The organism is Lawsonibacter faecis, from assembly GCF_014287675.1.
GTDB classification, from domain to species: domain Bacteria; phylum Bacillota; class Clostridia; order Oscillospirales; family Oscillospiraceae; genus Pseudoflavonifractor; species Pseudoflavonifractor faecis.
Genome location: NZ_JACOPQ010000008.1, coordinates 173,022 through 198,942, shown reverse-complemented (window position 1 = coordinate 198,942; position 25,921 = coordinate 173,022). Strand labels below are relative to the sequence as shown.

Sequence of the window (25,921 nt, the reverse complement as noted above, 5' to 3'; positions counted from 1 at the left end):
GCGGGAGATGCTCCGGGACGGCATCATCTCCGCCACCGTCTCCCAGCAGCCAGACGTACAGGGCGCGCTCCCGCTTCAAATCCTCTACGACCTGCTGGTTTTTGGCACGGCGCCCCAGAGGAAGCGCTATTTTACCCAGCTGGATATCCATATTCCGCAGAATACGTGAATCAATGTGGAAGCGCCCCTGAAGCGCTTGCACATAAAAGGAGCGGGTATCGGACGATACCCGCTCCTTTTTATCTCCCCATTGTGTCGGAGATATTCTCCACAACCTCGCCGACCGCCTTGATGGCCTTATCCGCCGCCTTTTTAATATCGCGCTTTTTGGTGGCGGACATGGCCATACCCATTGCGGTCCCGGCCACCACGCCCATGGCGGCCCCGGTCAGGAACAGATGCTTTGTCATATTCAGTCTCCTCCTTTTGTGTCCGCAATTAGGATTCCACGGAAAAGACGAAAAATGCGTTGCTAAAAAATGCGTTTCACGTTATAATATGAAAAAGTACCGCGCACGTGCGGCGGCACATGGAGAATATCGTTTGAGTGGAAAGGGGCGGGGGAGGACCTGGCCTCTTTTTTGTGCGCACAGACAAGTGATAACCGTACCCCGGGCGCAGGGATGGCGGTCGGGGGATAAGGAGGGAAAGGAACCAGTGAAACTACTCATACGCCAGGGAAGACTGATTGACCCTGTTGGGGGCATCGGCGGCGTTATGGACGTTTTGATTGAGGATGGAAAGGTCGCGGTCATCGGCAGCGACCTTCGGGAGCCGGAGGCCGAGGTTATCGACGCCAGGGGACTGGTGGTCTGCGCGGGGCTGGTGGATATGCACGTGCATCTGCGGGAGCCGGGCTTCGAGTACAAGGAGACCATTGAGACGGGCTGCGCGGCGGCGGCGGCGGGCGGCTTCACCGCCGTGGCCTGTATGCCCAACACCAGGCCCGCGGTGGACACGCCGGAGCAGGTGGAGTACGTCCGCCGGAGGGCGGCGGAGGCCTGCGGCGTCCGTGTGTTCCCCATCGGTGCGGTGTCCATGGGAGAGCGGGGAGAGGCCCTAACCGACGCGGAGGCTCTCAAGGCCGCCGGGGCGGTGGCCCTGTCAGACGACGGGATGCCCGTTCAGAACGCCAACCTCATGCGGGACGCGCTGATTCGCGCCCACCGGCACGGTCTCACCGTCCTATCCCACTGTGAGGACGCGGACATGGTGCAAAACCGCGCGGTGAACGAGGGGCGGATCTCCCGCCAGCTCCGGCTGGACGGGCGGCCCGCCATCGCAGAGGAGCTGCAGGTCTGCCGTGAGGCCATGCTGGCCGAGGAGACCGGCGCGGCAGTCCACATCTGCCACATCTCCACCGCTAAAAGCGTAAGCATCGTCCGCCGCTACAAGAAGCGGGGCGTGCAGATCACCTGCGAGACCTGTCCCCAATATTTCACCCTCACCGAGGACGAGATTCTGACCAAGGGCCCCCTGGCCCGGGTCAACCCGCCCCTGCGCACCCGGGCCGACGTGGAGGGCGTCATCGAGGGCCTGAAGGACGGCACCATCGACGCCATCGCCACCGACCACGCCCCCCACTCGGCTGAGGAGAAGGCGCGGCCCCTGACCGAGGCGCCCAGCGGCATGGTGGGGCTGGAGACCGCCCTGGCCGTGACACTCACGTCCCTCTACCACTCGGGGCACATGGGCCTCTCCGACATCATCCGGAAGATGACCATGAACCCGGCCTGTATACTGCGCATCCCCAAGGGCCGTCTGGCCATCGGGGCCGACGGCGACGTGGTAATTTTTGACCCGGAGGAGAAGTGGACCGTGGACCCGGAGCGCTTCCGCTCCAAGGGGCGAAACACACCCTTTGCGGGCGCGGAGCTCCAGGGCAGAGTGAAATACACCGTCGTGGGCGGCAAGATTGTCTTTCAGGACGACTGAAAAATAAAGAAAAAAGAGTAAAGAGGGAACGATATGTCTTTCGATACATTGCAGGAGAAAATCATCGCCAGGAAAAACCCCACGGTGGCCGGGCTGGACCCCAAGCCGGAGTATGTGCCCGCCCACATTTTGAAGGACTGCTACGCCAGGTACGGAGAGACCCTGGAGGGGGCCGCCGAGGCCGTCTACCGCTTCAACTGCGGGCTGATGGACGCGCTGTGCGACGTGGTTCCCGCCGTGAAGCCCCAGGCGGCCTACTATGAGCGGCTGGGCTGGCGGGGCATGGAGGTAATGGAGCGCACCATCGCTTACGCCCACGGGAAGGGCCTCTTTGTCATCGCCGACATCAAGCGGGGCGACATCGGCTCCACCGCCTCGGCCTACGCCGACGGCTGGCTGGGCGGCGCCGGGGTTGGGAAGGAGCGCCTCGGGAGCTTCAATGCCGACTGCGTCACCCTCAACGGCTATATGGGCAGCGACAGCGTAAACCCTTTCCTGGACGTGTGCAGAGCGGAGGATAAATGCGTCTTCGTGCTGGTGAAGACCTCCAACCCCGGATCCGGCGAGCTCCAGAACGTAGCAGCCGGGGACGGCCTGGTCTACCAGGTTATGGGCGATCTGGTGGAGAAGCTGGGCGGCGCGGTGGGGAGGTACGGCTTCACACCCTGCGGCGCGGTGACCGGGGCCACCTATCCCGCCGAATTGAAGGACCTGCGCGCACGGATGCCCCGCACCTTCTTCCTGGTGCCGGGGTACGGCGCCCAGGGCGGCACCGCCGAGGACGTACAGCACGCCTTCACGAGGGACGGCCGGGGGGCCATCGTCAACGCCTCCCGCTCCATCATGTGCGCCTGGCAGAAGACCGGCAGGGACGGCACGGACTATCAGGAGGCCGCCCGCAGCGCCGCCATCGCCATGCGGGACGATATCGGCCGGTTTGTAAACATTGGTTAATTGAAATAGACGGCAGCCAAAAATAGAAGCCGTGCACCCATCATCCTGAGCGGGGCTTGAGCGGCTTTTATATCGCCCGGCGCAGAGCCCTGCCAGGACAGGTGGTCCGTCCTTTTCTGAAACCGACTCACCTCTGCGGGCTTCATTTCACATTTTACAGTTTTGGAGGTTTCTATGCCCATCCAACAGCTCTGTACCGTCGCTGCGGCGACCAAGCTCAACGACTACGCCTGGCACCTCGTCCTGGAGGCGGGGAGGATGGCCTCCATGATCCGGCCAGGACAGTTTTTACATATCAAGTGCGGCCACTCCCGGATGCTCCGCCGCCCCATCTCCATCTGCGAGTGGATGGGGGATGAGCCTGAGGACCTGGTGAGCGTCGTCTTCGAGGTCCGGGGGGACGGCACCGCGTGGCTCTCCCGCCGAAAGCCTGGGGACAGGCTGGACGTGCTGGGGCCCCTGGGCAACGGCTTTGACGTGCAGCGGAAGGGAAAGTATCTTTTGGTGGGGGGCGGCATCGGCGTGCCCCCCATGCTGGGCTGCGTCACCCCCGGCAGTATTGCCATCCTGGGCTGCCGCTCGGCGGACCGGGAGATGCCCGCGCTGACGGAAAAGTTCCGGGAGGAGTGTAAAGAGGTTATCCTTTGCAGCGACGACGGAACCGTTGGATACCACGGCTTTGTGGACGCCCAGGTCCGGGCTGTGCTTGAAAAGGAAAAGGGCTTTACAGCGCTTCTGGCCTGCGGACCCAAGCCCATGCTGCGGGCGGTCTGGCGGGCGGCGGCGGAGTTCGGCGTACCGGTGCGGGTCTCCATGGAGGAGCGGATGGCCTGCGGCGTGGGGGCCTGTCTGGGCTGCGCCACGCCCATGGCGGACGGCACCATGAAGCACGTCTGTAAGGACGGGCCGGTCTTCAACGCCGAGGAGGTGGACTGGAATGCCTGATATCGATATGAGCGTCAATCTGGCGGGCATGACCATGAAGAATCCTATCGTGGCGGCCTCCGGCGCCTTCGGCTTCGGCGCGGAGTACGGGGAATTCTATGATATCTCCCGCCTGGGCGGCATCTGCGTCAAGGGCCTCACACCCAAGCGCAGGGAGGGCAACCCGCCGCCCCGCATCGCCGAGACCCCCATGGGCATGCTCAATTCCGTGGGCCTTCAGAACCCGGGCGTGGACGCCTTTATAGAAAAGGAGCTGCCCCAGCTCAAGGGCATCGACATCCGCGTCATCGCGAATATCTCGGGCGGCACGCCGGAGGAGTACGGAGAGATGTGCGAGAAGCTCTCCGACGCCGGGGTGGATATGATTGAGGTCAACATCTCCTGCCCCAATGTGAAGGCGGGAGGGCTGGCCTACGGCACGCGCCCCGGGCTGGCCGCCGAGGTGACCGAGGTGGCCAGGCGGCACGCCCGGGTCCCCGTGATGGTAAAGCTCTCCCCCAATGTCACCGATATTACCGAAATTGCCCGGGCGGTAGAGGGGGCGGGGGCGGACGCCATCTCCCTTATCAACACCATCCGGGGGATGCGCATCGACCTCGACACCCGGCGGCCCATTCTGAGGATGAACACCGGCGGACTGTCCGGTCCCGCGGTCTTTCCGGTGGCGGTGCGAATGGTCTGGGAGGTTGCCGGCGCCGTGAAGGTGCCCGTGCTGGGCATGGGCGGCGTCTCCAGGGGGGCGGACGCGGCAGAGATGATGCTGGCGGGCGCGGCGGCAGTGGCCGTGGGCGCGGCCTGCTTCAGCGACCCTTACGCGCCCGTGAAGACCGTGGACGAGCTGGCGGAAATCGGCCGGGCCCAGGGCCTGGGGCGGATCAGTGAGCTCACCGGGGCTGTGCGGGCATGGTAGCAGACATGGATGCAGGGACATGACCTGCTTGTTCCTGCGCATCTGATTCTAACACCGATAAGGAGTACCTATGGAGAGCAACACGAGCTATATCACCCTCCCCATCGGCGAGGCGGCCCGCATTATCTCCTCCACAGTGGTGCGGGAGAGCCGCTCCGGCACCATGGCCGACTGCCACGAGCTGCGTGCCGACGGAAGGCTGCGGGGCATCGTCATGGTATTTGAAAAGTACTATCTCCGCTCCAGCAGCCGCCTGAGCATGACGGTCACCCTGGATGACCTGGAGGGCGCCACACGGGTCCACTGGACGGTCACCGGCGGCTCCGGCGTATTCGGCAACAACGGCGAGAGCAAGGTGGCCGCGGAAAAATTCAGCGCCGTGGTGCGGGAGCTGCTCTTTTCCTATCTGGCCTGATTCCAAGAGAAAGTTGAGAAGCGGATATGACCCGACTTTATGTGATACGTCACGCGGAGGCGGAGGGCAACCTCTACCGCCGGGTCCACGGCTGGTACGACAGCCTGATTACCGAGCGGGGGTACCGGCAGATTGCCGCCCTGGCGGGACGGTTCGAGGGGGAGCACATCGACGCGGTGTACTCCAGCGACCTGTTCCGCACCCGCACCACCGCAGGCGCCATCTACAGAACCCACGGCCTGGAGCTGACGGTCCGCCGCTCCCTGCGGGAGATCAGCTTCGGCGCGTGGGAGGACAGGCCGTGGGGTGAGCTGGGACACGACCACGCCGACGCCCTGAAGCTCTTTGACACGGGCTCGAGCGCGTTTCGGGCGCCCGGGGGCGAGACCTTCCCGGAGGCCGGAGCGCGGGTGACCGCCGCCGTGCGGCAGATTGCCAAAAACCACCCCGGACAGACGGTGGCTGTCTTCTCCCACGGTACGGTAATCCGCCAGCTCCAGGGGGCGGTTCAGGGCCTCGCCCAGGAGGAGCTGCATGTCCTGGGCCACGCGGACAACACCGCCGTCACCTGCATCGAGGCCGGGGGGGACACGCTGCGGATGATTTTTCACAATGACAATTCCCACCTGCCGGAGGAGATCTCCACCCTGGCCCACCAGACCTGGTGGAAGGCTCAAAACGGCGCGGTGAAGGACCCGTCCCTCCGCTTCCGGCCCCTGGACATGGAGCGGGAGGCCCGGATTTACCACGACGCCCGCCGGGAGGCGTGGATTAACATCCACGGCACCCTGGAGCAGTTCGACGGCGAGGGCTTTGTCCGGGACGCCCTGGCCCAGTGGAGATACGACCGCCGGGCGGTCACCGCCGCTTTTCTGGGGGAGGAGCTGGCGGGTCTCATCCAGATGGACCTGCGCCGGGACGCGGAAAAGGGCGTGGGGTATATCCCCTTCTTCTACATGATGCCCGGGCGCCGCAAGCAGGGGCTGGGGGTCCAGCTCCTGGGGGAGGCCGTCTCCGTCTACCGGCCCCTGGGCCGGAAGTACCTGCGTCTGCGCTGCGCCCCGGACAACTACGTGGCGCAGCGGTTTTACCGGCGGTACGGCTTCTGCAAGGCGGCCGAGGCCGAGGGGACGCGGGTGCCTCTGGATATTATGGAAAAATACATCGGATACGATTAGGCCTTGCTTGTAAAAAGTCAACACGCCCAATCGGTGGGCCTTTATTCAACAAGACCTAACAGAAAAGAGAAAAAGAAGAGAGAAAAAAGTTGAGAACGGTACGCCTTCGGTTCCGGCTTTTTTCTTTTTTCATTTCACATAAAAGGAGCCGCTATGGAACAGACCAACACCAAATTTCTCCCCGTGTCCAAGGCCGATATGGCGGAGCGCGGGTGGGAGGAGTATGACTTCCTGCTTATTACGGGGGACGCCTATGTGGACCATCCGTCCTTCGGCAGCGCCATCATCTCCCGCCTGCTGGAGCGCGAGGGCTATCGGGTGGCCGTTCTGGCCCAGCCGGACTGGCGCAGGCCGCAGAGCTTTACAGCACTGGGCCGTCCCAGACTGGGGGTGCTCATCTCCAGCGGCAATATCGACTCCATGGTGGCCCACTACACCGTGGCGAAAAAGCGCCGCCACGACGACGCCTACTCCCCCGGCAACAGGGCGGGGCTGCGGCCCGATCACGCCGTTGTGGTTTACGCCAACCGGGTCCGGGAGGTTTTCCGGGACATTCCGGTGATCATCGGCGGGCTGGAGGCCTCCCTGCGCCGCTTTGCCCACTATGACTACTGGGATGACAAGGTCCGCCGGGGCGTCCTCTTCGACAGCCAGGCGGATTTGCTGGTGTACGGCATGGGCGAGCGCGCCACAAAGGAGATTGCCGCCCGTCTGGCCTCCGGTACCCCGGTTTCCGACATCAGGGATGTAAAGGGAACTGCCTATATTGCGAAGGGCCCTGCCGAGTGCGTCTATCCCAAGGTTGAGGTTGCGTCCTACGAGGCGGTATGCGCCGACAAGCGGAGCTACGCCGAGGCCAATATGGCGGAGTACCGGGAGCACGACCCCATCGTGGGCAGGGCCATTCTCCAGCGGCACGGGGGCGACCTGCTGGTGGTCAACCCGCCCGCCATGCCCCTCACCACTGCGGAGCTGGACGCCGTGGCGGAGCTGCCCTACGTCCGGGAGCCTCATCCCATGTACGACGCGCTGGGGGGCGTTCCCGCCATTGAGGAGGTCCGCTTCTCGGTGGCCCATAACCGGGGCTGCTTCGGCGCGTGCAATTTTTGCTCCCTGGCCTTCCACCAGGGGCGCATCGTCTCCGCCCGCAGCCATGAGAGCGTCATCCGGGAGGTGACGGCCCTCACCAAGCACGCCGGCTTCAAGGGGTACATCCACGACGTGGGCGGCCCTACCGCCAACTTCCGCCGTCCGGCCTGCCAGAAGCAGATGAAGGCGGGACTGTGCAAAAACCGGGCCTGCCTCTCTCCCGAGGCCTGCCCCAACCTGGATGCCGACCACACGGACTACCTGATGCTCCTGCGCAAGCTGAGAGAGATTCCAGGCGTGAAGAAGGTCTTCATCCGTTCGGGTATCCGCTACGACTTTATGATGAGGGACAAGAGCGGCGAGTTCTGTGCGGAGCTGGTGAAGCACCACATCTCCGGCCAGCTCAAGGTGGCCCCGGAGCACTGCGTCAACGGCGTGCTGGACTACATGGGCAAGCCCCATATCGAGGTCTATGAGAAATTCCGCCAGAAATACGAGCGGCTCAACCAGAAGTATGAGAAGGAGCAGTATCTGGTGCCCTACCTCATGTCCTCCCATCCGGGCTGTACCCTGGAGGACGCGGTGCGCCTGGCCGAGTGGCTCAACGCTTCGGGCCGCCAACCCGAGCAGGTTCAGGATTTCTATCCCACGCCGGGCACCCTCTCCACCTGCATGTACTACACCGGCATCGACCCCAGGACCATGCAGCAGGTCTTCGTCCCCACCGATCCCCACGACAAGGCCATGCAGCGGGCCCTGATGCAGTGGAAGCGGCCCGAGAAGCGCGCCCTGGTGCAGGAGGCCCTGCGCAGAGCCCACCGGGAGGACCTCATCGGTTACGGGAAGGGCTGCCTGCTCCGCCCCAACGGCGGCGCGCCCTATGCCCACAGGTCCGGCGAAAAGCCCGCGGGACGGGGAAAGGGAGGCGTAGGGGCAAAGGGGAGGCCGTCCGACCGCCCGGACAAGCGGGGGAAGGGTGACGCACCCGCCGGCGACGGGCGCCCGGCGCCCAAGCGTAAGGCGGGCTGGGCCGCACCCAAACCGAAGAAAAACACGCGCCCCGGCAGGGGAAAAAAGAAATTATAAGGGGTGCAGCCGCCGGCTGCCAATTTTTCAAGCTGGCTTGGTGTACCTTCCGCGGCATTCTGATATCATTTGATTGGAATGACTGAGACAGGATGGGGAGCCGTTTGGCAAACCGGCGGACTTTGCGGTGGTGTGCCGTTTTATCAGTGAAAGGGACTTTATTGATGTCTGTGGAGTAAAAATCCCCATATTTGAGTAAGAACTGAAAGGCCGGACCCTGCGTCTCACCGCAGGGTCCGGCCTTTTAAACGGCTATGCGCTCCACACGGGGGCCCAGCCGGCAGAGCAGTTCGTTGGTAATGGTGTCGGCCGCCCGGGCGAGCTGCCCGGCGGTAATCTCATTCGAGCCGTCCCGGCCGATGAGGGTGACTGTATCGCCCTCGGCCACGCCGGGAATATCGGTTACATCCACCAGCATCTGGTCCATGCAGATGAGCCCGGCCACCGGGGCGTGTTGCCCCCGGACGAGGACAACGCCCCTGCCGCCGGAGAGGGCGCGGGGATAGCCGTCTCCATAGCCGATGGAAACGACCGCGACACGGGAGGGCCGCCGGGCGGTGAAAGCCCCGTCGTACCCTGCCGTGTCCCCGGCTGCGATGTCGCGGAGCTCCGCCACCCGGGCGCGGAGGGAGAGGACCGGACGTAAATCCGGAGTCAGGCGGGTCCTGTCGCCGGGGCTGCTCAGCAGCCCGTAGAGGGCAATGCCCACTCGGGCGTAGTCGCAGGGAAGACCGGGGTAGTTGAGCATACCGTAACTGCTCTGGATGTGGAGCTTCCCCGTGGGGAGACCCCGCCTCTGCAGCTCCTCCGCCCCGCGGTAGAAGCGGCGGATCTGCTCCTCCGTCCGGGCCTCGTCGGCCCCGTCCAGGGTCTCTGCGGCGGCCAGATGAGTGAAAAGCCCCTCTATTCTCAGGTGCTGACAAGCGTATAGGCCTGCTATATGATCGGCATCGTCCCAGGGGATACCGAGACGGTGCATCCCCGTGTCCAGCTTCAGGTGGACACGGAGCGGGACGTTTGCCGCATCCAGGCGGCAGGCGTAGTCCGCGCTCACCACGGTCTGGATGAGGTCATGACGGGAGAGCAGGGGGGCCTGAGCGGGGTCCGTCCAGCCCAGCACCAGAATATCACCCCGGACCCCCTCCAGACGCAGACGGACGCCCTCGTCTGCGGTGGCGACGGCGAAGGCGTCTACGCCCTGGGCCTCGCAGGCGCGGCAGACCAGCCCGTCGTCGTGGCCGTAGGCGTTGGCCTTGACCACCGCCATGAGGCGGCAGTCCCTGGGGAGGTGCTGCCGCAGGGCGGAGATATTGTGCTTGAGGGCGGCCATATCAATCTCCGCCCAGGCCCGCGGCGCGGTCTGCGGGTCCGGCGGCGGGGCCGGGGGCTTGGGGCGCCGCCGCCTCCAGAACAGGAAGGGCAGTGCGGTGAGGCAGGAGGCGGCCACTACCGCCAGATAGTGGACCAGGCTGTTTCCCAGCAGGAAGCCGCTCTCCGCCAGAAGGCCCAGGGCCTTGCCGACGCCGCGCACCCCCACGATGCACAGGGGATGGACGACATAGACCACGGTGGAGAGTGTGCGCAGAGCGGGGAGCGGTTTAACCTTTAAAGCTCTCAGCCACTGGACCAGGAGCCAGACGCACAGGGGCAGGAGGAGGTACATGCTGTCGTGCCGGGCCAGGGAGAACCCGCGTACCAGCAGGCCCTCGGCGATGAGCAGTGCCAGTGCGGCGGAGAAGCGCGCGGCGCACCGCCCGGGCCGGGCCGGCTCGGGGCGGCGGGCCAGCAGCCCGCCCAGAAGGAGGAAGAGAGGCGCGAAGAAAAGTCCGTTGCGGGTATAGTCAAAGCCCAGAAACAGTGCCTCGTAGACCGCTTTCAGGGGCGGCAGCGCGGCGGTCAGGCCGTAGTAGCTGTCCCCCAGGAGGCCCAGGACATAGAGGACGGCGCAGACCGGAAGGGCGGCGGTTCCCTTTCCCGCGCGGAGCAGGGCCGCCACGATGCAGCTGCCAAGGACGGCGGCGGGGAAATACCAGAGGTGATAGAAGGTTCCGTTCAACACCAGGTCGCGCAGGAGGTTCAGGGCCAGCCCCGGCTGTCCGAAGTATCCGTTGCGGGCCATCAGGGGCAGATAGAGCAGGGTGGAGACGCCGTAGAGCAGGAGACACTTGCGCATAAAGGGCCACAGGGCGGACCGGCCCTGCTCCGTCAGCTTGGGCACCAGGAAGAACCCGCTGACGGCGAAGAAGAAGGGGACCGCCAGCCGGGCCAAAATGTCTGTAATGAGATAGTTGGCGGTACCGTTAAAGGAGAGAAGCGGTCCGGTGTGGTTGGCCACGACCAGCAGGGCGGCGGCCACGCGGAAGAGATCCAGGCCGCCGTACCGGGTGCGCCGCCCCCCGCTCATCCCGCCTTCCTCCATAGAGTGACCACCACGCCCCCGGCGTTGTTTCCCGACCACTGGCAGGGGATGTCGCTGGGAAGGCGGCTGTGGAGCCCGTCCAGGTTGTCGGCGGGTACGGTGTAGAATTCAAAAGCCCGGCCCGAGACCTCGTATCCCAGGTGCACGCCCTCCTCCGAGTAACCGGAGAGCCACTGGATATACTCCTCCAGGGTGAAGCCGCGCTCCTCCATCAGCTTGGCATGGGGCCAGCCCACATAACGGAAATGCCAGGGCTCGCAGCCGATGCCGGTGATCTCTTCCTTTCCGGCGGGGTAGCGCAGGATGAAGCCGTAATCAGCCGCCCGGGCGCGGAAGGCGCGGCAGGCCCCCTCGTCGGGGAACTGCGGACAGAGGAAATCCAGGTCCGGCCGGTTCTCCCCCAGGTCGATGGCGAGACCGGTCTGGTGCTCACTGCAGCCGGGATAGGCGACGAAGGTCTCGGTAAACTCCCGGCCGTGGGAGCGCAGGGCGTCCTCAAAGATGGCAAGCTGTTCCGCTTTACTGCGGTAGCCGCTGACGGGCACGATATCACCGGTGCAGCCCAGGTCGGAGAGGAGCTGGCAGAGCACCAGCTTGGCTCTGGAGTTGAGTAAAATTCCGGGGTGGCGGTGGGATACGCTCAGCAGATCGGCTCGGCTGGGCTCGGCGGGGAGAGGGTGTTCCCGGTTCACCAGCACCAGGGGACCGGTGTGGAGCATCTCGGCATGGTTCATGCGCCCACCGCCAGTCCGATGAGCTTGTCCACCAGGGGGGCGAACTCCAGCCCCGCGCCCTTCATCATGCCGGGGTAACGGCTGTGGCTGGTAAAGCCGGGGATGGTATTCACCTCGTTGAAGACAATACGCCCGTCCGGGGTGAGAAAGAGATCCACCCGGGCGAAGCCCCGGCACTCCAGTGCGCGGTAGACCGCGAGAGCGGCCTTTCGGATCTGAGCTGCCTTTTCCTGGGAAATACGGGCGGGCAGATGGATGTGGGCGGTCATGAGGTTGTATTTCTCCGTGTAGTCGAAGAAGCCGCCGGCCAGCTCAATTTCGTCCACCGCGCCGGCAAAGAGGTCCCGATCCCCCAGGACGGCGCAGCCTACCTCGAAGCCGGGGACCTCCTCCTCGATGACCGCCTTGTCATCGTGCTCCAGCGCGGCGGAGACCGCGGCGCTGAGCATTCCGGGGTGCTCCACCCGGGTCACGCCGAAGGAGGAGCCGGCCCGGGCGGGCTTGACGAAAAGCGGATAGGACAGCGCCTCCGTCCGCCCGCTCAGGAGGGCGGGGTCCTCGCCGGCGCGAAAAACCGCCGAGGTGGGGACCTCCACGCCCGCGTTCCGGGCGAGCTGGTGGGCGATATCCTTGTCCATACAGACGGCGGAGGAGAGACAGCCGCAGCCGACGATGGGGATGCCGGCCAGCTCCAGAAGACCCTGTACGGTGCCGTCCTCGCCGTTCTTGCCGTGGAGAACTGGAAAGGCGGCGTCCAGCCGGACAGTGCTGAGCCCCGCCTTCGCAATCACCAGCAGGCCGTGGAGCTCCCGGTCCGGGGAGATGACGGCGGGGGTGCAGCGGCGCGCGTCGTCGTGCCAGGTGTCCGCCGCGATGGCGTCCTCGGGGCCGTCGTAGAGGAGCCAGCGGCCATCCCGGGTGATGCCCAGGAGGACGGCCTCGTACTTGTCGCGGTCCAGGCTGGAAATCACCGCGTGGGCGGACTGGAGGGACACGGAGTACTCCGTGGAGCAGCCGCCGAAGAGGATACAGATGTTTTTTTTCATCAAAAACGCCTCCCGTTCTGTTATCTGTAGTATACAGACAAAACGGGAGGCGTTTTTGACGGCGGACTTTCTGAAATCTTACGAAATCGGGTCGTAATGCTTAAAAACAGGTAAGTACGCCTGTGAGTGCGGGCTTCAGGACGCGAAAGCGGTAAAAATACGCAGAATCCAGCGGGGAATGGAGGGAAACTCCTGCAAGATCGCGTTTTGAAGCGTACTTTTTGCAATTTCAGCGCCGCCGTGGGTGGAGAAGGTCACCGCACCGTCCACCGCGTCCCCGATGGCGATATGGGCCGAGGCAGCCCCTCCTGCGGCGATGTTGGTCCCCAGCGCCGCGCCGCCCAGGGCGTAGATCCCCTTCGCGACGCCGCCCACCGCCAGCCAGCCGAAAGCCACGCCTCCTGCGGCCAGGACGCCTGCGGCAATGCCGCCCACTGCGGCGAGCCCCGCGGCGAGACCGCCCACCGCCAGCCCTCCCAGGGAAAAGCCGCCGATGGAGACAAGCCCGGCGGAGAGGCCGCCGACGGCCAGACCGCCGGTGGCCACATTGCCCACGGCGATGATTCCCCTGGCCCAGCGGATGCCGTAGCGGCCCAGGTTCACATGGACCAGGGGGAGGCCGAGGAGGGTGCGGCGGCTCTTATACTCATAGTGCCAGCCCATGGGGACATAGACCGTCTGCGTCTGGGGAGGGTCCCCGGCGAGGGGCGGCTGCGTGCCCTTCAGAAGATAGTCCAGGGTGACGCCGAAATAGGTGCCGATGGCCACCAGGTTATCCATATTGGGCTGGGATGCGCCGGATTCCCACTTCTGGACCGCCTGGCGGGAGACACCCACGATATCGGCCAGCTCCTCCTGGGAGATGCCCCGCTCCTTGCGGAGCCGGTAGAGCCGCTGCTCAAACATAGATGGTTCCTCCTGTGTTGGGATGTCTACAGCATAGCACCTGAGGTGGGCAAAGGGCCACCAAGAACCCTGTATATTTTGACAACCGGCGGTTGCGCAGGCCTTCTATAAGGGCGGCAGGGGTGTGGAGGGCGCAGAAAAGCGGGCGGGCCGTGTGGCCCGCCCGGGAACTTAGCTTCGCCCGATATCGGTGCGGAACTGTATGTCTGTAAAGGAGATGTGCTTGGCAGATGCGTAGGCGGCGTCGATGGCCTCGTCCAGGGTGGCGCCGGTGGCGGTGACGCCCAGGACCCGGCCGCCGGAGGTCAGGACCCGGCCGTCCTCGGCCAGGCGGGTGCCGGCGTGGAAGACCGTGGCGGTCCTGCCCGCATCGTCCAGTCCTTCAATCGGGTAGTCCTTCCGATAGCTGCCGGGGTAGCCGCCGGAGGCCAGGACCAGACAGCAGGCGGCCTCTCTCTTCCAGCGGATGTCCAGCTTGTCCAGCGTGCCCTCACGGCAGGCGAGGAAAACCTCCAACAGGTCGCTCTCCAGCAGGGAGAGGACGGCCTGGCACTCCGGGTCACCGAAGCGGGCGTTGTACTCCACCACCTTGGGGCCGGCCGGGGTGAGCATCAGGCCGAAGTAGAGGACGCCCCGGAAGGGACGGCCCTCGGCCTTGAGGGCCGCCAGAGTGGGGAGAAAAATCTCGTCCATACAGCGCGCGGCCAGCTCCGGCGTGTAGTTGGGGGAGGGGGATATGGCCCCCATACCACCGGTGTTGGGCCCCCGGTTGCCGTCGAAGGCCCGCTTGTGGTCCTGGCTGGAGGGCATGGGGACCACATGCTCGCCGTCGCAGAAGGCCAGGACGGTGACCTCGGGGCCGGTCATACACTCCTCAATGACCAGGCGGGTGCCCGCCTCGCCGAACTTCTTGTCGGCCATCATGCTGCGGACGGCCTCCTCGGCCTCGGCTGCGGTCTGGGCCACCACCACGCCCTTGCCCAGGGCCAGGCCGTCGGCCTTCACCACGATGGGCGCGCCCTCCGCGCGGACGTAGGCGAGGGCGGCGTCCATGTCCGTAAAGGTCTGATATTTGGCGGTGGGGATGTGGTAGCGCTCCATCAGGTTCTTGGAGAAGACCTTGCTGGCCTCAATGACGGCGGCGTTGGCCCGGGGGCCGAAGGCGGGGATGCCGGCGGCCTCCAGGGCGTCCACCATGCCCAGGGCCAGAGGATCGTCGGGGGCGACCACCACGAAATCGATGGCGTGGGAGGAGGCCCAGGCCGCCATCACGTCCACGTCGGTGGCCTTGATGGGCACGCACTCGGCCAGAGCGGCGATGCCGCCGTTTCCGGGGGCGCAGTAGAGCTTCTTCACGTTCGGGCTCTTGGAGAGGGCCCAGACAATGGCGTGTTCACGGCCGCCGCCGCCGACCACAAGAATATTCATAGGGGAAACCTCCTTATGAAATAAGAGCGTGCAGGCCCCGGAGGGCCGGCAGAGGAAGCGGATAGAACCGGTTAGTGGTGGAACAGCCGCATGCCGGTGAAGGCCATGGCGATGCCGTACTTGTCACAGGTGGCGATGACGTGGTCGTCCCGGATGGAGCCGCCGGGCTGGGCGATATAGGCCGCGCCGGACTTGCGGGCGCGCTCCACATTGTCGCCGAAGGGGAAGAAGGCGTCGGAGCCGACGGATACGCCGGTCTGCTGGGCGATCCAAGCCTTTTTCTCCTCCGCGGTAAGAATTTCGGGCTTTACCGTGAAGGTATTCTGCCACACGCCCTCGGCCAGCACGTCCTCATACTCGTCGGAGATGTACACGTCGATGGCGTTGTCCCGGTCAGGGCGGCGGATGCCGTCCACGAAGGGGAGGGACAGGACCTTGGGATGCTGGCGCAGGAGCCAGTTGTCCGCCTTCTGGCCCGCCAGACGGGTGCAGTGGATGCGGCTCTGCTGGCCGGCGCCCACGCCGATGGCCTGGCCGTCCTTGGTGTAGCAGACGGAGTTGGACTGGGTGTACTTGAGGGTGATGAGCGCCAGGATCAGGTCCCGCCTGGCGTGGTCGGGCAGGTCCTTGTTGGCGGTGACCACATTGTCCAGAAGGGCGGCATTGATCTCAAAATTATTGCGGCCCTGCTCGAAGGTGACGCCGTACACGTCCTTGTGCTCCACGGCCTTGGGGACATAGCCGGGGTCAATCTGGACCACGTTGTAGCCGCCTCTGCGCTTGGTCTTGAGAATCTCCAGGGCCCTGGGGGTGTAGCCGGGGGCGATGACGCCGTCGGAGACCTCCAGGGCCAGATAGGCGGCGGTCTGCTCGTCGCATACGTCGGAGAGGGCGGCCCAGTCGCCGTAGGAGCACAGCCGGTCCGCGCCCCGGGCCTTCACGTAGGCGCAGGCGATGGGGGAGAGGTCCATCCCCTCTGCAAAGTAGATCTTCCTCTCCACATCGGTGAGGGGGGCGCCCACGGCGGCGCCGGCGGGGGAGACGTGCTTGAAGGAGGCCGCGGCGGGGAGGTCCGTGGCGGCCTTCAGCTCCTTCACCAGCTGGTAGGAGTTGAAGGCGTCCATAAAGTTGATGTAGCCGGGCTTGCCGTTCAGGACGGTGATGGGCAGCTCGCCGGACTCCATAAAGATGCGGGCGGGCTTCTGGTTGGGATTACAGCCGTATTTCAGTTCCAGTTCGGTCATGATGAAACCTCCAGATGCGGGCGGCCGCGGGAGCCGCCCCTACATGTTGAATGGGTAGGGGCGGCCCTGGGGGGCCGCCCGTCCGGGTTATACGTGCTTATTCTTGATGACGGTCTCGGCCGCGCCGGTGGCGAGGTCGATGAAGGAGACGTAGAGGGAGACCTTGTTGTCGGCGTTCAGGCTCTCCCAGAGCTTGTCGGCCAGGCAGGCGGGGCAGGCGGAATCCAGCGCTACGGGAATGGGCTCGCCCTCGAAGGAGGGAAGGGGGCTGCCGTCGGTCCGGTAGGTGCTGATAAAGTGGCCCTGACCGGCGATGGGGGAATCGTACTCGTAGAAAAAGCGCTGGCAGCAGGACGGGTCGCCGCCGGTGCTCTTGAGGATGCTGAGGCGGTAGGCCCCGCCGGGCCGGACCATGCCCGAGATGCGGGGAGTGTAGTTGGGGCCGTCGGGCTCAAAGTCCCGGGTGCGCAGAGCGCGGACAAAGCCCTCGCCCCTGCGGAAGGAATCGGCGATGGTGTCGGTCTGGTCGCCGTTGGTGACGATGGTGGTGCCGTCCACCACCCGGACGGGGTGGTAGATAATGAGACTGGGGTCGGTCATTTTGGACTCGTCGAAGGCCCGGGTGCGGATACCGTCCTCCGTGGCCTCGAAGATGCGGTTGCGGGAATTCTCACTGCGGCCCATGATGAAATAGGCCGCCACAGCCTTCTTGTTGTCGGCGCTGCGGCCCAGCATGATGCCACGGCCGGGGTAGGGGTTGGAAGCGAGAAGAGAGGAGAGATTCAAAAGCTCCATAAGTACCTCCAATCATAAATGCGGCGTGAAAAGGGAAGGGCCGGAAAAAGGCCGGACCTGAGCAGGCGGCAATGCCCCCGCCTTTTACACGACTCAATCTTTATTTTTCACTTTGACGGTTCTGCCGTCGACCGAGAGCCTGCCCTCACAGAAGAGGGAGACCGCCTTGGGGAGAATGACCCACTCGGCCTCCTCCATCACCCGGCGCTGGAGGGCTTCCGGAGTGTCCCCCTCCCGGATATCCACCGCCTTTTGCAGGACGATGGGACCGCCGTCCGGTTCCTCGTTGACGAAGTGGACTGTGGCGCCGGTGACCTTCACGCCGTAGGCCAGAGCGGCCTCATGGACGTGGAGGCCGTAATACCCCGCGCCGCAGAAGGAGGGGATGAGGGCGGGATGGACATTCAGGATGGCATTGGGGTATGCCGCCACCATCTCTTCGGTGAGAATGTGCATGAAGCCGGCCAGAACCACCAGGTCGATGTCCAGCGCCCTGAGCTGCGACACCAGGGCGGCGGTCATGGAGCGGTTGTCCGGGAAGGACCTGCGGGCCACCACATAGCCGGGGATGCCCGCTGCGGCGGCCCGCTCCAGGGCAAAGGCCCCCTCCCTGGAGGAGACGACCGCGGCCAAAAGACCGTTTTTCAGCTCGCCCCGGCTCTGGGCGTCAATCAATGCCTGAAGATTGGTCCCGCCACCGGAGACGAGGACCGCGATACGCTTTTGCATGAAAACACCAACCATTCGGATTTTGGGGGAGACGGGGGGACGCGGGCGGCCCCTGCGGACAGTGGGGTACGCCGGTTTTGTAGTATCGCCCTTACAGAGGGGGAAGAAGTCCCCCCGGGACGGACTTAGACGAGCTCGACGCCGTCGCCGCCCTTGACCACGGAGCCGATGACATAGGCATGCTCGCCCATGGCCACCAGAATGTCCTTGGCCTCGCCCACCTGGTCCTTGGGGATGGCGATCACCAGGCCCACGCCCATATTGAAGGTGTTGTACATATCCCGCTCGGGGATATTGCCCCGCTTGGCGATGAGGTCGAAGATGGGGGGCACGGGGAAGGAGCCCTTCTGGATGCGGGCGGTGAGACCCTCCTTCATCATGCGGGGAACATTCTCATAGAGGCCGCCGCCGGTGATGTGGCTCACGGCGCGGATGCGCACGCCCCGCTCCAGCAGGCCCAGGACGGTCTTGACGTAGATGCGGGTGGGCTTGATGAGCTCTTCGCCCAGGGTGCAGCCCAGCTCCGGGATATGGGCGGAGAGGGTCTCCCTGTCCACGCCAAGGACCTTGCGCACCAGGGAGAAGCCGTTGGAGTGGACGCCGGAGGAGCTCAGGCCGATGAGAAGGTCGCCCTCCTCCATGGTGGAGCCGTCCAGCATCCTGGCCTGGTCGGCGATCCCCACGGAGAAGCCGGCCAGATCGTACTCGTCCTCGGGGTAGAAGCCGGGCATCTCGGCGGTCTCGCCGCCGATGAGGGCGCAGCCCGCTTGGCGGCAGCCCTCGGTGACGCCGGAGACAATGGCCTCGATGCGCTCGGGAATATTCTTGCCCACGGCCAGATAGTCCAGGAAGAAGAGCGGCTTCGCGCCGGAGCAGACGATATCGTTGACGCACATGGCCACGCAGTCGATGCCCACGGTGTCGTGCCTGTCCATGAGGAAGGCGATCTTCAGCTTGGTGCCCACGCCGTCGGTGCCGGAGACCAAAACTGGCTTCTCCATGCCCGCCGTGTCGGGGGCGAAGAGGCCGCCGAAGCCGCCCAGGGTGCCCATCACGCCGGGGATATAGGTGGACTCCACCAGGGGTTTAATGCGGTTGACGGACTCGTAGCCCGCGGTCACGTCCACGCCGGCGGCGGCGTAGCTGTCGGATTTGGAGATAGACATAAAAGCCTCCTATCAAGAAAAGGGAAAATAGAAAAAATGGAATGATTGTGGAGTTTCGGCAGAGCGGCTGCCTGAAAGGCCGCATAAGGCGGCGCTATCTCCCCGACCAGCTTTTTTCTCTCTCCCTTTCCTTTCCTTATTGATTTATTCTCTGCCTGTCCAGCAGTAGGTGCAAAGCTTGCACGGCTCGATGCCGATGGACTCAATGAGGCCCTGCAGGGACTGGAAGCCCAGGGTGGTGAAATGCATCTTCCTGCAGATGCAGTCGCTCATGGCCCTGCCGCGCTCGGTGTCGCCGTCGGCATACTCCTCCAGATGGTTCTGGCCTTCGTCCCCCTCCAGCTCCTGGACGGTCTTCCGGGCCAGCAGCTCCATGGGCGAATTGCTGCGGGAGAAGTTCAGGTACTTGCAGGGGTACATGATGGGGGGACAGGCGGAGCGGATATGGACCTCCTTCGCGCCGCACTGGTAGAGAAACTCCACGGTCTCCCGGAGCTGGGTGCCCCGGACCACGCTGTCGTCCACAAAAAGCAGCCGCTTGCCCTCAATGAGGTCGGGCACGGGGATGAGCTTCATCTTGGCCACCTGATTGCGGACCTTCTGGCTGTCGGGCGTAAAGCTCCGGGGCCAGGTGGGGGTGTACTTAATAAAGGGACGGGCGAAGGGGATGCCGCTCTGATTGGCATAGCCCACCGCGTGGGGCACGCCCGAGTCGGGCACGCCGGCCACGTAGTCGATGCCCTCGGTGAGGCCCCGCTTCCGGTCGGCGAGGGCCATAATCCCGCCGTTGCGGTTGCGCATGGACTCCACGCCGATGCCCTCGTAGCCGGAGGTGGGGTAGCCGTAGTAGCTCCAGAGAAAGGCGCAGATCTTCATCTCGGCGCGGGCGGGCACCAGGGTCTCGCAGGACTCCGGGGTGAGGCGGACTACCTCGCCGGGGCCCAGCTCGTAGGCGTCCTCATAGTCCAGCTTGCGGTAGGCGAAGGACTCAAAGGCGGCGCAGTAGCCGTCAGGGTCCCTGCCGATGAGGACCGGCAGGCGGCCGTACCGGTCCCGGGCGGCGATGATGCCGTCGGCGGTGAGAATGAGGAGGGTGAGGGAGCCCTCAATAACCTCCTGGGCGTACTGGATGCCCTCGGACAGGCTGGACTTCTGGTTAATGAGGGCTGCGGCCAGCTCGGTCTGATTCACCTTGCCCGAGCTCTGGGCCATGAACTGGACCGCGCCGTCGGCAAAGAAGTCGTCCACCAGCTGCTCGGCATTGGTGATGACGCCCACGGTGGTGATGGCATAGAGGCCCAGATGGGAGCGCACCAGAAGGGGCTGGGGGTCCGTGTCGCTGATGCAGCCGATGCCGGAGCAGCCGTGGAAGCCCTCCAGATCCCGCTCGAACTTGGTGCGGAAGGGGGTGTTTTCAATGTTGTGGATCTGCCGCTGAAAGCCCTCCTGCCGGTCATAGACCGCCATGCCGCCCCGGCGGGTACCCAGGTGGGAGTGGTAGTCCACCCCGAAAAAGATATCAAGCACGCAGTCGCGCTTGGAGATGGCGCCAAAGAATCCGCCCATGCTCTGTTTCTCCTAACCGTTTGATTGTTAGCAAGGCTCCCCGGTGAGGGGAGCCGCACCCGCAGAAGGCGCTCCTTAGGCGAAGAACAGCTTGGAGAGGGTCATGGGGTCCACGTACTGGCCTTCCTTGTAGACGCGCATATTGCCGGAGGCCACCTCGTCGATGAGCATGACGCTGCCGTCGGCGCCGTAGCCGAATTCAAACTTGATGTCGTAGAGTACCAGTCCCTTGGCGGCCAGCTCGTCGGAGACGATCTTGGTGATCTTCTGGGTCATCTCCTTGGTGTCGTCATACTGCTTCTCAGTCATGACGCCCAGAACCACCAGTCCGTCCTTGGTGACCAGGGGATCGCCCTTCTCGTCGTTCTTAAAGGTCATCTCCACATAGGAGGGGAGATCGGCGCCCTCGGCGATGTACTCGCCGTAACGGCGGCGGAAGCTGCCCACGGCCTTGTTGCGGCAGATGACCTCCAGGCCCTGGCCGAAGACCTTGGCGGGAAGAACCTCCATGGTGGTATCGGCAAGGTCGGCGCTGACATAGTGGGTCTTGATGCCGGCGGCGTTGATCTTCTCGAAGAAGTAGACGGACATGCGCAGGTTCACGTCGCCCACGCCGTCGATGGTCAGACCCACGGAGTTCTCGCCGGGATCGAATACGCCGTCCTTGCCGGTGCAGTCGTCCTTGAACTTGAGCAGGTAATTGCCGTTCTCCAGCGCGAAAACGTCCTTGGTCTTACCGGTGTAAACAAGCTTCTTTTCCATATTGAATGACCTCCAAATAAGATTAGAATTCAGGGCGGGGGCCGGGCCTTGTTTGAAAAACGCCGACACGCCCAACTCGGCGGGTCCTTTCCCGCCTGGACGGCGCAGTATTTAGAACAAATCCGTCAGGGTTCCTGCGAAAAAACTGCTTGCCGGACGAAATTATTACGCGCCGCCGGGCATATTGCCATTGCTCAGACAAGGCCCAGGCCCCGCCGCATTTTTAGAGCTCCGCCTGGAGCTTGGCCTCTTTTTCCGCAATCTGTGCGGCCATTTTGACGCGGTGCTCATCCAGACGGGCGGCCAGAGCATCGTCGGAGACGGAGAGAATTTGGGCCGCAAGGAAGGCGGCGTTCTTCGCGCCGTTGATGGCCACGGTGGCAACAGGGATGCCGCTGGGCATCTGCACGGTGGCCAGGAGGGCGTCCAGCCCGTCCATAGCGCCGCCCTTCATGGGGATGCCGATGACGGGCAGGGTGGAGTTGCCCGCAAAAGCGCCGGCCAGATGGGCGGCCATCCCCGCCGCGCAGATGAGTACGCCGAAGCCGTCGGCACGGGCGCTTTTGGCAAAGGCCGCGGCCTTGTCCGGGGTGCGGTGTGCGCTGAGAATGTGGGCCTCGTAGGGAATGCCGAAGGACCCCAGCTGCTCACAGGCGCCCTTGACGACGGGCCAGTCAGAGTCCGACCCCATGATGACGGCAACTTTTTTCATGCGATGATTCCTCCCAGATAGCTAACAAAATTTTTGTCAAGGAAAAAATAAATCAGGCCATCCGGCATACGGACGGCCTGACCTTGGTCACGCTGGTGAAGTGGACGCATTGGGACCCCTGTCGACGACGGTGTGTGCACAGCAGGCAAACAACATCAGGAATCCCCCTTGTCCCAGAATGCATACAATATATCGCATTTTCTGCGGCTTTACAAGGGATTCAAACCATTTTCGTAGGCTTTCACAAGGAAAGGGACAATTGTCCCAAAACAATTGGGTGTTTTCGACGCGGCCGGCGGCGCGCCCGATTGACCCCGCAGAGTCGAAAGCTGCTCTCCAAAGAAATAAGCGCCTGTTTCCGCAGCGACCCGCTCCGCGTTTTTCTATCCCGCCTGCCCGTTCAGTACAGTCCGATGCTGCCCAGAATCCGGCAGACCTCGTCGGCGCGCCCGCTCCAGGCGGCGGCCTCGCCGTAGTCCCTGCGGCGGCGGCGCGCCCAGTCGCCCGCCTCGGAAAGCGCCCGCTGGCAGAGCTGGGCGTACTCCTGGGGGGTGTGGGCGCCGTAGATTACGTCGGGGAACTCCTCCACCTGGTCCTCATACAGCATGGAGACGATGGGCTTGCCGGTGGAGAGGTACTCATAAATCCGGCAGGGGATAATGTCGCTGCCCACGTCCCGCCGCCGGAGGAAGTCCAGGCACACGTCGAACCGGCCCAGATAGTCGGGCAGGTCGACCAGGGGCTTGAAGCCCGTGAAGGCCACATTGGGGAACTCCCGCAGAAGGGGGAAGAGGGGGTTCTTTTCATCCACGGCGCCGACAAAGACGAAGGCGCAGTCCGGCAGGTCCCGGACTGCCTGGAGGGCGGGGGTGAGGTCGGTGTCCCGGTGGATGGTGCCCGCCCAGCCCAGAACGGGAGCCCGCACGCCCCGCAGCTCCGGGGGGGTGGGCAGGCCGTCCCGGCTGAACATGGGATAGTTTACGCCACCCGGCAGGAGGGCAAGGTTGTCGTTGCAGGGGGAGAGACGGTCGATGAGGCCGGGGGAGGCTGCGAAGATGACGTCTGCGGAGAGGGCCAGATCGCTCTCCCACTCCAGGGGAAAGGCCGACCAGGCCCGGTCGCAGTCGTAGATGACGCCCTTGCAGGGCAGCAGATCCAGCAGATGGACCTGCCCGGGGCTGGTGGTCCAGAGCACGCTCTCACGGAAGCGGTGGCGGGAGAGCTTGTCCAGGATGAACCTCGCCAGGCGCCGCTGGCTCATGGCGAAGAGACGGGTGTGCTTCTCGTCCACCTCCAGCACGCTCGGCAGGGTGTAAACCGTCAGGCCGGGGCGCATCTTCCGGCCCGGCTTCTTGTAGTCCTTGCTTTTGCCCGAGGCGGGCGGCTCGAAAAAGAGCACCTCCGCCCCCCGCAGCCGGGTCATCAGCTGCTGGGTGCGGGTGGGCACCGCCCCCCACGGCTCGGAGGAGAGGCAAATATACTGTTTCAACGCGGAGACCTCCAGGTGAGATGAAAATGAAAACGACATCGGCGGGGGGAGGGCAATTTGTATTCCAGCAGGGATGAGCTGTGCAGGACCAATGACTGCCGTTCGGTCTCGCCGGCTATTTTTCACATTCCAGCAGTTTTTTCGCCGCCTCGGAATTGCGCCGTTCCACCTGGCGGAGACGGTCCACGCCCACGGAGAGGAAGGCGGTGTCGCCGATGCGGGCGCAGGCGGCGTCGATATGGGCGCAGAGGCCCTCCAGGGTCAGGTTCTCCAGCTCCGTATAGAGGTCCTGGCCGATATAGGAGAGGAAGGAGCTGATCTTGGGGTCGTAGACCACGCCCACCAGGGGCACGCCCTGCCCGGCGGAGAAGACCAGTGCGTGCAGGCGCATGGAGACCACCGCCTGCATCCGGGCGAAAAGGCCGATGGTGTGGTCGCTGCTGCCGGTGTTTTTCAAAATGTGGCAGGGGGCCTTTTGAATATGGGCGGCGGCCTTCTCCGCCGCGGCCACGTCCAGCCGGCGCTCGATGGGGAGGAAGAGGGGGGTGAGGCCGTACTTCTCCCAGACGTAGTCCGCCGCCTGGCCGAAGATATGGGCCTTCTCCTCAAAGCCGGGCCAGGGGCGGAGGGTGAAGCCGATATATCTGCCGTCCGGGTCCAGTCCCTCGTTCTCCAGCACGCCGTCGATGACCTCCTCCCCGGCGGCGGGGAGGATGACGGTGGGGTCGGCGGAGAGGATGATTTCCGGGTTGGTGACCCCCATATCCGCAAGCTCCTCCTTGGAGTGGGTGTCCCGCAGGGTGATGGCGTCCACCCGCTTCTGGAGGACCCGGGCCGCCCGGGCGCGGTTGGACTGGTCGTGGATGGGTCCGATGCCGCAGCCGTACATCTGCACCTTGTTGCCCAGAATCTTGGCCGCAGAGATGGTGAAGAGGTAGAACCAGAGGGAGCGGTGGCTGGTCACGTCCTGCATGAGGGAGCCGCCGCCGTTGATATAGAGGCGGGTCCTGCTCATCCGCCAGAGAAATTTGGGAAAGCCGAAGGTGTAGATGGAGTTGACGCGGTAGGTGAGCCGGGTCTCGGAGGGCTTTCGGGACAGGACCCAGACGGGAAGATCCGGGTCGATCTGCCGCAGCTCTGTGACAATGGCCTCCAGGATGGCGTCGTCTCCGGCGTTGCCCCGGCCATAGGCCCCGCAGACCAGGGCGCCGCTCCGGCGGGTTTTTGGCCTGGCCGCCCGGCGGAGAATGACGCCGTAGATATCGAGCTGGCGCTGGAGGGTGCTCTCCAGGGAGTACTCGTTCTTGCCCTTCTGGTACAGCCGCGCGCCCATATGGGCGCGCAGGGTGGCGTCCTCCGCCAGGACGGCCAGGTGCCTGGCCAGGGTCTCGTAGTCCTGGGCCTCAAAGAGAAAGCCGTTTACGCCGTGGTCGATGAGGTAGGGCACGCCTCCCACCCGGCTGGCCACGGTGGGCAGACCGGCGCGTGCCCCCTCGGTGAGGGAGTAGGGGAAGGTCTCGGAGAGGGAGGTGAGGGTATTGATGTCCAGCGCGTGATAGAAGCTGTCCACATCGGACACCCACCCCGCGAAGCAGACCTCCTCCTTCACGCCCAGGGAGGCCGCCAGGTTTTTCAGCTCGTTCATCTGCTCGCCGTCCCCCGCGATAAGCAGGCGCAGCCTGGGGCAGCGCTCATGGGCGCGGGCGAAGCCGCGGACCAGAGTGGGAATGTCCTTCACGGGGTTCAGTCGGGCCGCGATGCCCGCGATGACGCAGTCGTCCGGCCAGTGGGCCCCCACGCTCGCCAGGTACTCGCCCCGGCTCATGGAGGGGGTGCGGGGGGTAAAGTCGATGCCGTTATAGATGGGGAAGAGCCTGTCCGGGTCGAAGCCACGGGAGATAAGCAGATCCACCATCGCGTCGGACACGCCGATGCGGTAGTCCAGCCGACGCAGGGCCAGGGTGTTGATGGTGCCGTAGGTCGCCCGGGAGAGGGGCCGGCCCATGTAATCCAGACGGTAGTCGGAGTGTACGGTGGTCACCACCGGCAGGCCGGTGGCCCGGCGGAGCAGGGCGCCCATCATGTTGCCCCGGGCGCCGTGGCAGTGGATGATGTCGTACCCGCCCTCCCGAATCAGCTTTTTCAGGGCGGAGTAGGTCCGCAGAATGTTGCGGCCGGGAAAAATCACAGTGGGGATGCCCAGGGCCCGGGCCTCCTCGGAAAAGGGACCCTCCATAAAGCAGACCATGGTGATCTCCACGCCGGGCGTGCGGCACAGATTCTGCAGGAGCATGTGTACGTGGGTCTTGGCGCCGCCGCTGTCGCCGCCGGAAATTAAGTGAATGACCTTCATATATCGATAGCCTCCAAAAAGGACTTGTTAATGAATGGGGAAGTATGGTACAATACCTTG

General features: G+C 64.5%; 22 protein-coding genes. 7 read left to right on the top strand and 15 right to left on the bottom strand.

The features are described from left to right. Positions 1–239: 239 nt before the first annotated feature. Positions 240–410, bottom strand: a complete 171-nt coding sequence (locus H8S62_RS11735; RefSeq protein ID WP_173023524.1) for a hypothetical protein — start codon at positions 408–410, stop codon at positions 240–242. A 247-nt stretch (positions 411–657) separates the two neighbouring features. Between H8S62_RS11735 and H8S62_RS11730 the strand changes: the two genes are divergently transcribed. From H8S62_RS11730 to H8S62_RS11700, 7 genes are all read left to right on the top strand, one after another. Continuing rightward, positions 658–1,935 carry a dihydroorotase gene (locus H8S62_RS11730; RefSeq protein WP_173023873.1) on the top strand — a complete coding sequence of 426 codons (1,278 nt, stop codon included), beginning with the start codon at positions 658–660 and terminating at the stop codon, positions 1,933–1,935. Positions 1,936–1,968: 33 nt separating this feature from the next. Beyond that, complete coding sequence (pyrF, locus tag H8S62_RS11725) at positions 1,969–2,889, top strand: orotidine-5'-phosphate decarboxylase (RefSeq protein WP_186919459.1); 921 nt, start codon at positions 1,969–1,971, stop codon at positions 2,887–2,889. Between the two features lie 174 nt (positions 2,890–3,063). After that, positions 3,064–3,834, top strand: coding sequence for a dihydroorotate dehydrogenase electron transfer subunit (locus H8S62_RS11720; protein ID WP_155150861.1), 771 nt, complete (start codon positions 3,064–3,066; stop codon positions 3,832–3,834). Then, complete coding sequence (locus H8S62_RS11715; RefSeq protein WP_155150858.1) at positions 3,827–4,744, top strand: dihydroorotate dehydrogenase; 918 nt, start codon at positions 3,827–3,829, stop codon at positions 4,742–4,744. Before H8S62_RS11720 ends, H8S62_RS11715 begins: the two co-directional genes overlap by 8 nt. A gap of 70 nt (positions 4,745–4,814) precedes the next feature. After that, on the top strand, positions 4,815–5,159 hold the full coding sequence (locus H8S62_RS11710; protein WP_155150856.1) for a DUF6054 family protein: 345 nt from the start codon (positions 4,815–4,817) through the stop codon (positions 5,157–5,159). Positions 5,160–5,185: 26 nt separating this feature from the next. Continuing rightward, the gene (locus H8S62_RS11705; RefSeq protein ID WP_155150853.1) at positions 5,186–6,337 is read left to right on the top strand and encodes a bifunctional histidine phosphatase family protein/GNAT family N-acetyltransferase; all 1,152 of its coding nucleotides are present in this window, start codon (positions 5,186–5,188) and stop codon (positions 6,335–6,337) included. Positions 6,338–6,490: 153 nt separating this feature from the next. Continuing rightward, positions 6,491–8,512, top strand: a complete 2,022-nt coding sequence (locus H8S62_RS11700) for a YgiQ family radical SAM protein (RefSeq protein ID WP_186919457.1) — start codon at positions 6,491–6,493, stop codon at positions 8,510–8,512. Between the two features lie 244 nt (positions 8,513–8,756). On the opposite strand, the gene vanT is transcribed toward H8S62_RS11700, so the two are convergent. The 14 genes from vanT to csaB form a co-directional block, all read right to left on the bottom strand. Next, a complete protein-coding gene (gene vanT, locus H8S62_RS11695) occupies positions 8,757–10,931 on the bottom strand; it encodes a serine racemase VanT catalytic subunit (protein WP_243255620.1) in 2,175 nt (724 codons plus the stop codon). Next, positions 10,913–11,665: a D-alanyl-D-alanine carboxypeptidase family protein gene (locus H8S62_RS11690; RefSeq protein ID WP_243255618.1), complete on the bottom strand. Its 753-nt coding sequence runs from the start codon at positions 11,663–11,665 to the stop codon at positions 10,913–10,915. The genes vanT and H8S62_RS11690 overlap by 19 nt, the downstream gene beginning before the upstream one ends. Next, positions 11,662–12,711 (bottom strand): D-alanine--D-serine ligase VanG, encoded by a 1,050-nt coding sequence (gene vanG, locus H8S62_RS11685; protein ID WP_155150847.1) that lies wholly within the window; start codon positions 12,709–12,711, stop codon positions 11,662–11,664. Before vanG ends, H8S62_RS11690 begins: the two co-directional genes overlap by 4 nt. Positions 12,712–12,846: 135 nt before the next feature. Further along, positions 12,847–13,617, bottom strand: a complete 771-nt coding sequence (locus H8S62_RS11680) for a helix-turn-helix domain-containing protein (protein ID WP_186919455.1) — start codon at positions 13,615–13,617, stop codon at positions 12,847–12,849. 171 nt (positions 13,618–13,788) lie between these two features. Further along, the gene (gene purD / locus H8S62_RS11675; protein ID WP_155150841.1) at positions 13,789–15,045 is read right to left on the bottom strand and encodes a phosphoribosylamine--glycine ligase; all 1,257 of its coding nucleotides are present in this window, start codon (positions 15,043–15,045) and stop codon (positions 13,789–13,791) included. A gap of 71 nt (positions 15,046–15,116) precedes the next feature. Then, complete coding sequence (locus H8S62_RS11670; RefSeq protein WP_207723512.1) at positions 15,117–16,289, bottom strand: phosphoribosylaminoimidazolecarboxamide formyltransferase; 1,173 nt, start codon at positions 16,287–16,289, stop codon at positions 15,117–15,119. A gap of 87 nt (positions 16,290–16,376) precedes the next feature. Next, entirely contained in the window at positions 16,377–17,084 is a 708-nt protein-coding gene (locus tag H8S62_RS11665; RefSeq protein WP_155150836.1) for an IMP cyclohydrolase, read from the bottom strand. A 93-nt stretch (positions 17,085–17,177) separates the two neighbouring features. Continuing rightward, a complete protein-coding gene (gene purN, locus H8S62_RS11660) occupies positions 17,178–17,813 on the bottom strand; it encodes a phosphoribosylglycinamide formyltransferase (RefSeq protein WP_155150832.1) in 636 nt (211 codons plus the stop codon). Between the two features lie 125 nt (positions 17,814–17,938). Next, positions 17,939–18,979 carry a phosphoribosylformylglycinamidine cyclo-ligase gene (purM, locus tag H8S62_RS11655; RefSeq protein WP_186919453.1) on the bottom strand — a complete coding sequence of 347 codons (1,041 nt, stop codon included), beginning with the start codon at positions 18,977–18,979 and terminating at the stop codon, positions 17,939–17,941. 144 nt (positions 18,980–19,123) lie between these two features. Further along, positions 19,124–20,545, bottom strand: a complete 1,422-nt coding sequence (locus H8S62_RS11650) for a phosphoribosyltransferase family protein (protein ID WP_186919452.1) — start codon at positions 20,543–20,545, stop codon at positions 19,124–19,126. A 75-nt stretch (positions 20,546–20,620) separates the two neighbouring features. After that, complete coding sequence (locus tag H8S62_RS11645; RefSeq protein WP_155150823.1) at positions 20,621–21,307, bottom strand: phosphoribosylaminoimidazolesuccinocarboxamide synthase; 687 nt, start codon at positions 21,305–21,307, stop codon at positions 20,621–20,623. A 223-nt stretch (positions 21,308–21,530) separates the two neighbouring features. Beyond that, positions 21,531–22,019: a 5-(carboxyamino)imidazole ribonucleotide mutase gene (purE, locus tag H8S62_RS11640; RefSeq protein ID WP_155150819.1), complete on the bottom strand. Its 489-nt coding sequence runs from the start codon at positions 22,017–22,019 to the stop codon at positions 21,531–21,533. Between the two features lie 400 nt (positions 22,020–22,419). Beyond that, positions 22,420–23,508: a glycosyltransferase family protein gene (locus tag H8S62_RS11635; RefSeq protein WP_243141869.1), complete on the bottom strand. Its 1,089-nt coding sequence runs from the start codon at positions 23,506–23,508 to the stop codon at positions 22,420–22,422. A gap of 115 nt (positions 23,509–23,623) precedes the next feature. After that, the gene (gene csaB, locus H8S62_RS11630; RefSeq protein ID WP_155150816.1) at positions 23,624–25,861 is read right to left on the bottom strand and encodes a polysaccharide pyruvyl transferase CsaB; all 2,238 of its coding nucleotides are present in this window, start codon (positions 25,859–25,861) and stop codon (positions 23,624–23,626) included. Positions 25,862–25,921 lie beyond the last annotated feature (60 nt).

Excerpts from the sequence above, each read along its gene's own strand:
- H8S62_RS11735 (WP_173023524.1), bottom strand. The coding sequence starts at position 410 with ATGACAAAGCATCTGTTCCTGACCGGGGCCGCCATGGGCGTGGTGGCC.
- pyrF (WP_186919459.1), top strand. The coding sequence starts at position 1,969 with ATGTCTTTCGATACATTGCAGGAGAAAATCATCGCCAGGAAAAACCCC.
- H8S62_RS11720 (WP_155150861.1), top strand. The coding sequence starts at position 3,064 with ATGCCCATCCAACAGCTCTGTACCGTCGCTGCGGCGACCAAGCTCAAC.
- H8S62_RS11715 (WP_155150858.1), top strand. The coding sequence starts at position 3,827 with ATGCCTGATATCGATATGAGCGTCAATCTGGCGGGCATGACCATGAAG.
- H8S62_RS11710 (WP_155150856.1), top strand. The coding sequence starts at position 4,815 with ATGGAGAGCAACACGAGCTATATCACCCTCCCCATCGGCGAGGCGGCC.
- H8S62_RS11705 (WP_155150853.1), top strand. The coding sequence starts at position 5,186 with ATGACCCGACTTTATGTGATACGTCACGCGGAGGCGGAGGGCAACCTC.
- H8S62_RS11700 (WP_186919457.1), top strand. The coding sequence starts at position 6,491 with ATGGAACAGACCAACACCAAATTTCTCCCCGTGTCCAAGGCCGATATG.
- vanT (WP_243255620.1), bottom strand. The coding sequence starts at position 10,931 with ATGGAGGAAGGCGGGATGAGCGGGGGGCGGCGCACCCGGTACGGCGGC.
- H8S62_RS11690 (WP_243255618.1), bottom strand. The coding sequence starts at position 11,665 with ATGAACCATGCCGAGATGCTCCACACCGGTCCCCTGGTGCTGGTGAAC.
- vanG (WP_155150847.1), bottom strand. The coding sequence starts at position 12,711 with ATGAAAAAAAACATCTGTATCCTCTTCGGCGGCTGCTCCACGGAGTAC.
- H8S62_RS11680 (WP_186919455.1), bottom strand. The coding sequence starts at position 13,617 with ATGTTTGAGCAGCGGCTCTACCGGCTCCGCAAGGAGCGGGGCATCTCC.
- purD (WP_155150841.1), bottom strand. The coding sequence starts at position 15,045 with ATGAATATTCTTGTGGTCGGCGGCGGCGGCCGTGAACACGCCATTGTC.
- H8S62_RS11670 (WP_207723512.1), bottom strand. The coding sequence starts at position 16,289 with ATGACCGAACTGGAACTGAAATACGGCTGTAATCCCAACCAGAAGCCC.
- H8S62_RS11665 (WP_155150836.1), bottom strand. The coding sequence starts at position 17,084 with ATGGAGCTTTTGAATCTCTCCTCTCTTCTCGCTTCCAACCCCTACCCC.
- purN (WP_155150832.1), bottom strand. The coding sequence starts at position 17,813 with ATGCAAAAGCGTATCGCGGTCCTCGTCTCCGGTGGCGGGACCAATCTT.
- purM (WP_186919453.1), bottom strand. The coding sequence starts at position 18,979 with ATGTCTATCTCCAAATCCGACAGCTACGCCGCCGCCGGCGTGGACGTG.
- H8S62_RS11650 (WP_186919452.1), bottom strand. The coding sequence starts at position 20,545 with ATGGGCGGATTCTTTGGCGCCATCTCCAAGCGCGACTGCGTGCTTGAT.
- H8S62_RS11645 (WP_155150823.1), bottom strand. The coding sequence starts at position 21,307 with ATGGAAAAGAAGCTTGTTTACACCGGTAAGACCAAGGACGTTTTCGCG.
- purE (WP_155150819.1), bottom strand. The coding sequence starts at position 22,019 with ATGAAAAAAGTTGCCGTCATCATGGGGTCGGACTCTGACTGGCCCGTC.
- csaB (WP_155150816.1), bottom strand. The coding sequence starts at position 25,861 with ATGAAGGTCATTCACTTAATTTCCGGCGGCGACAGCGGCGGCGCCAAG.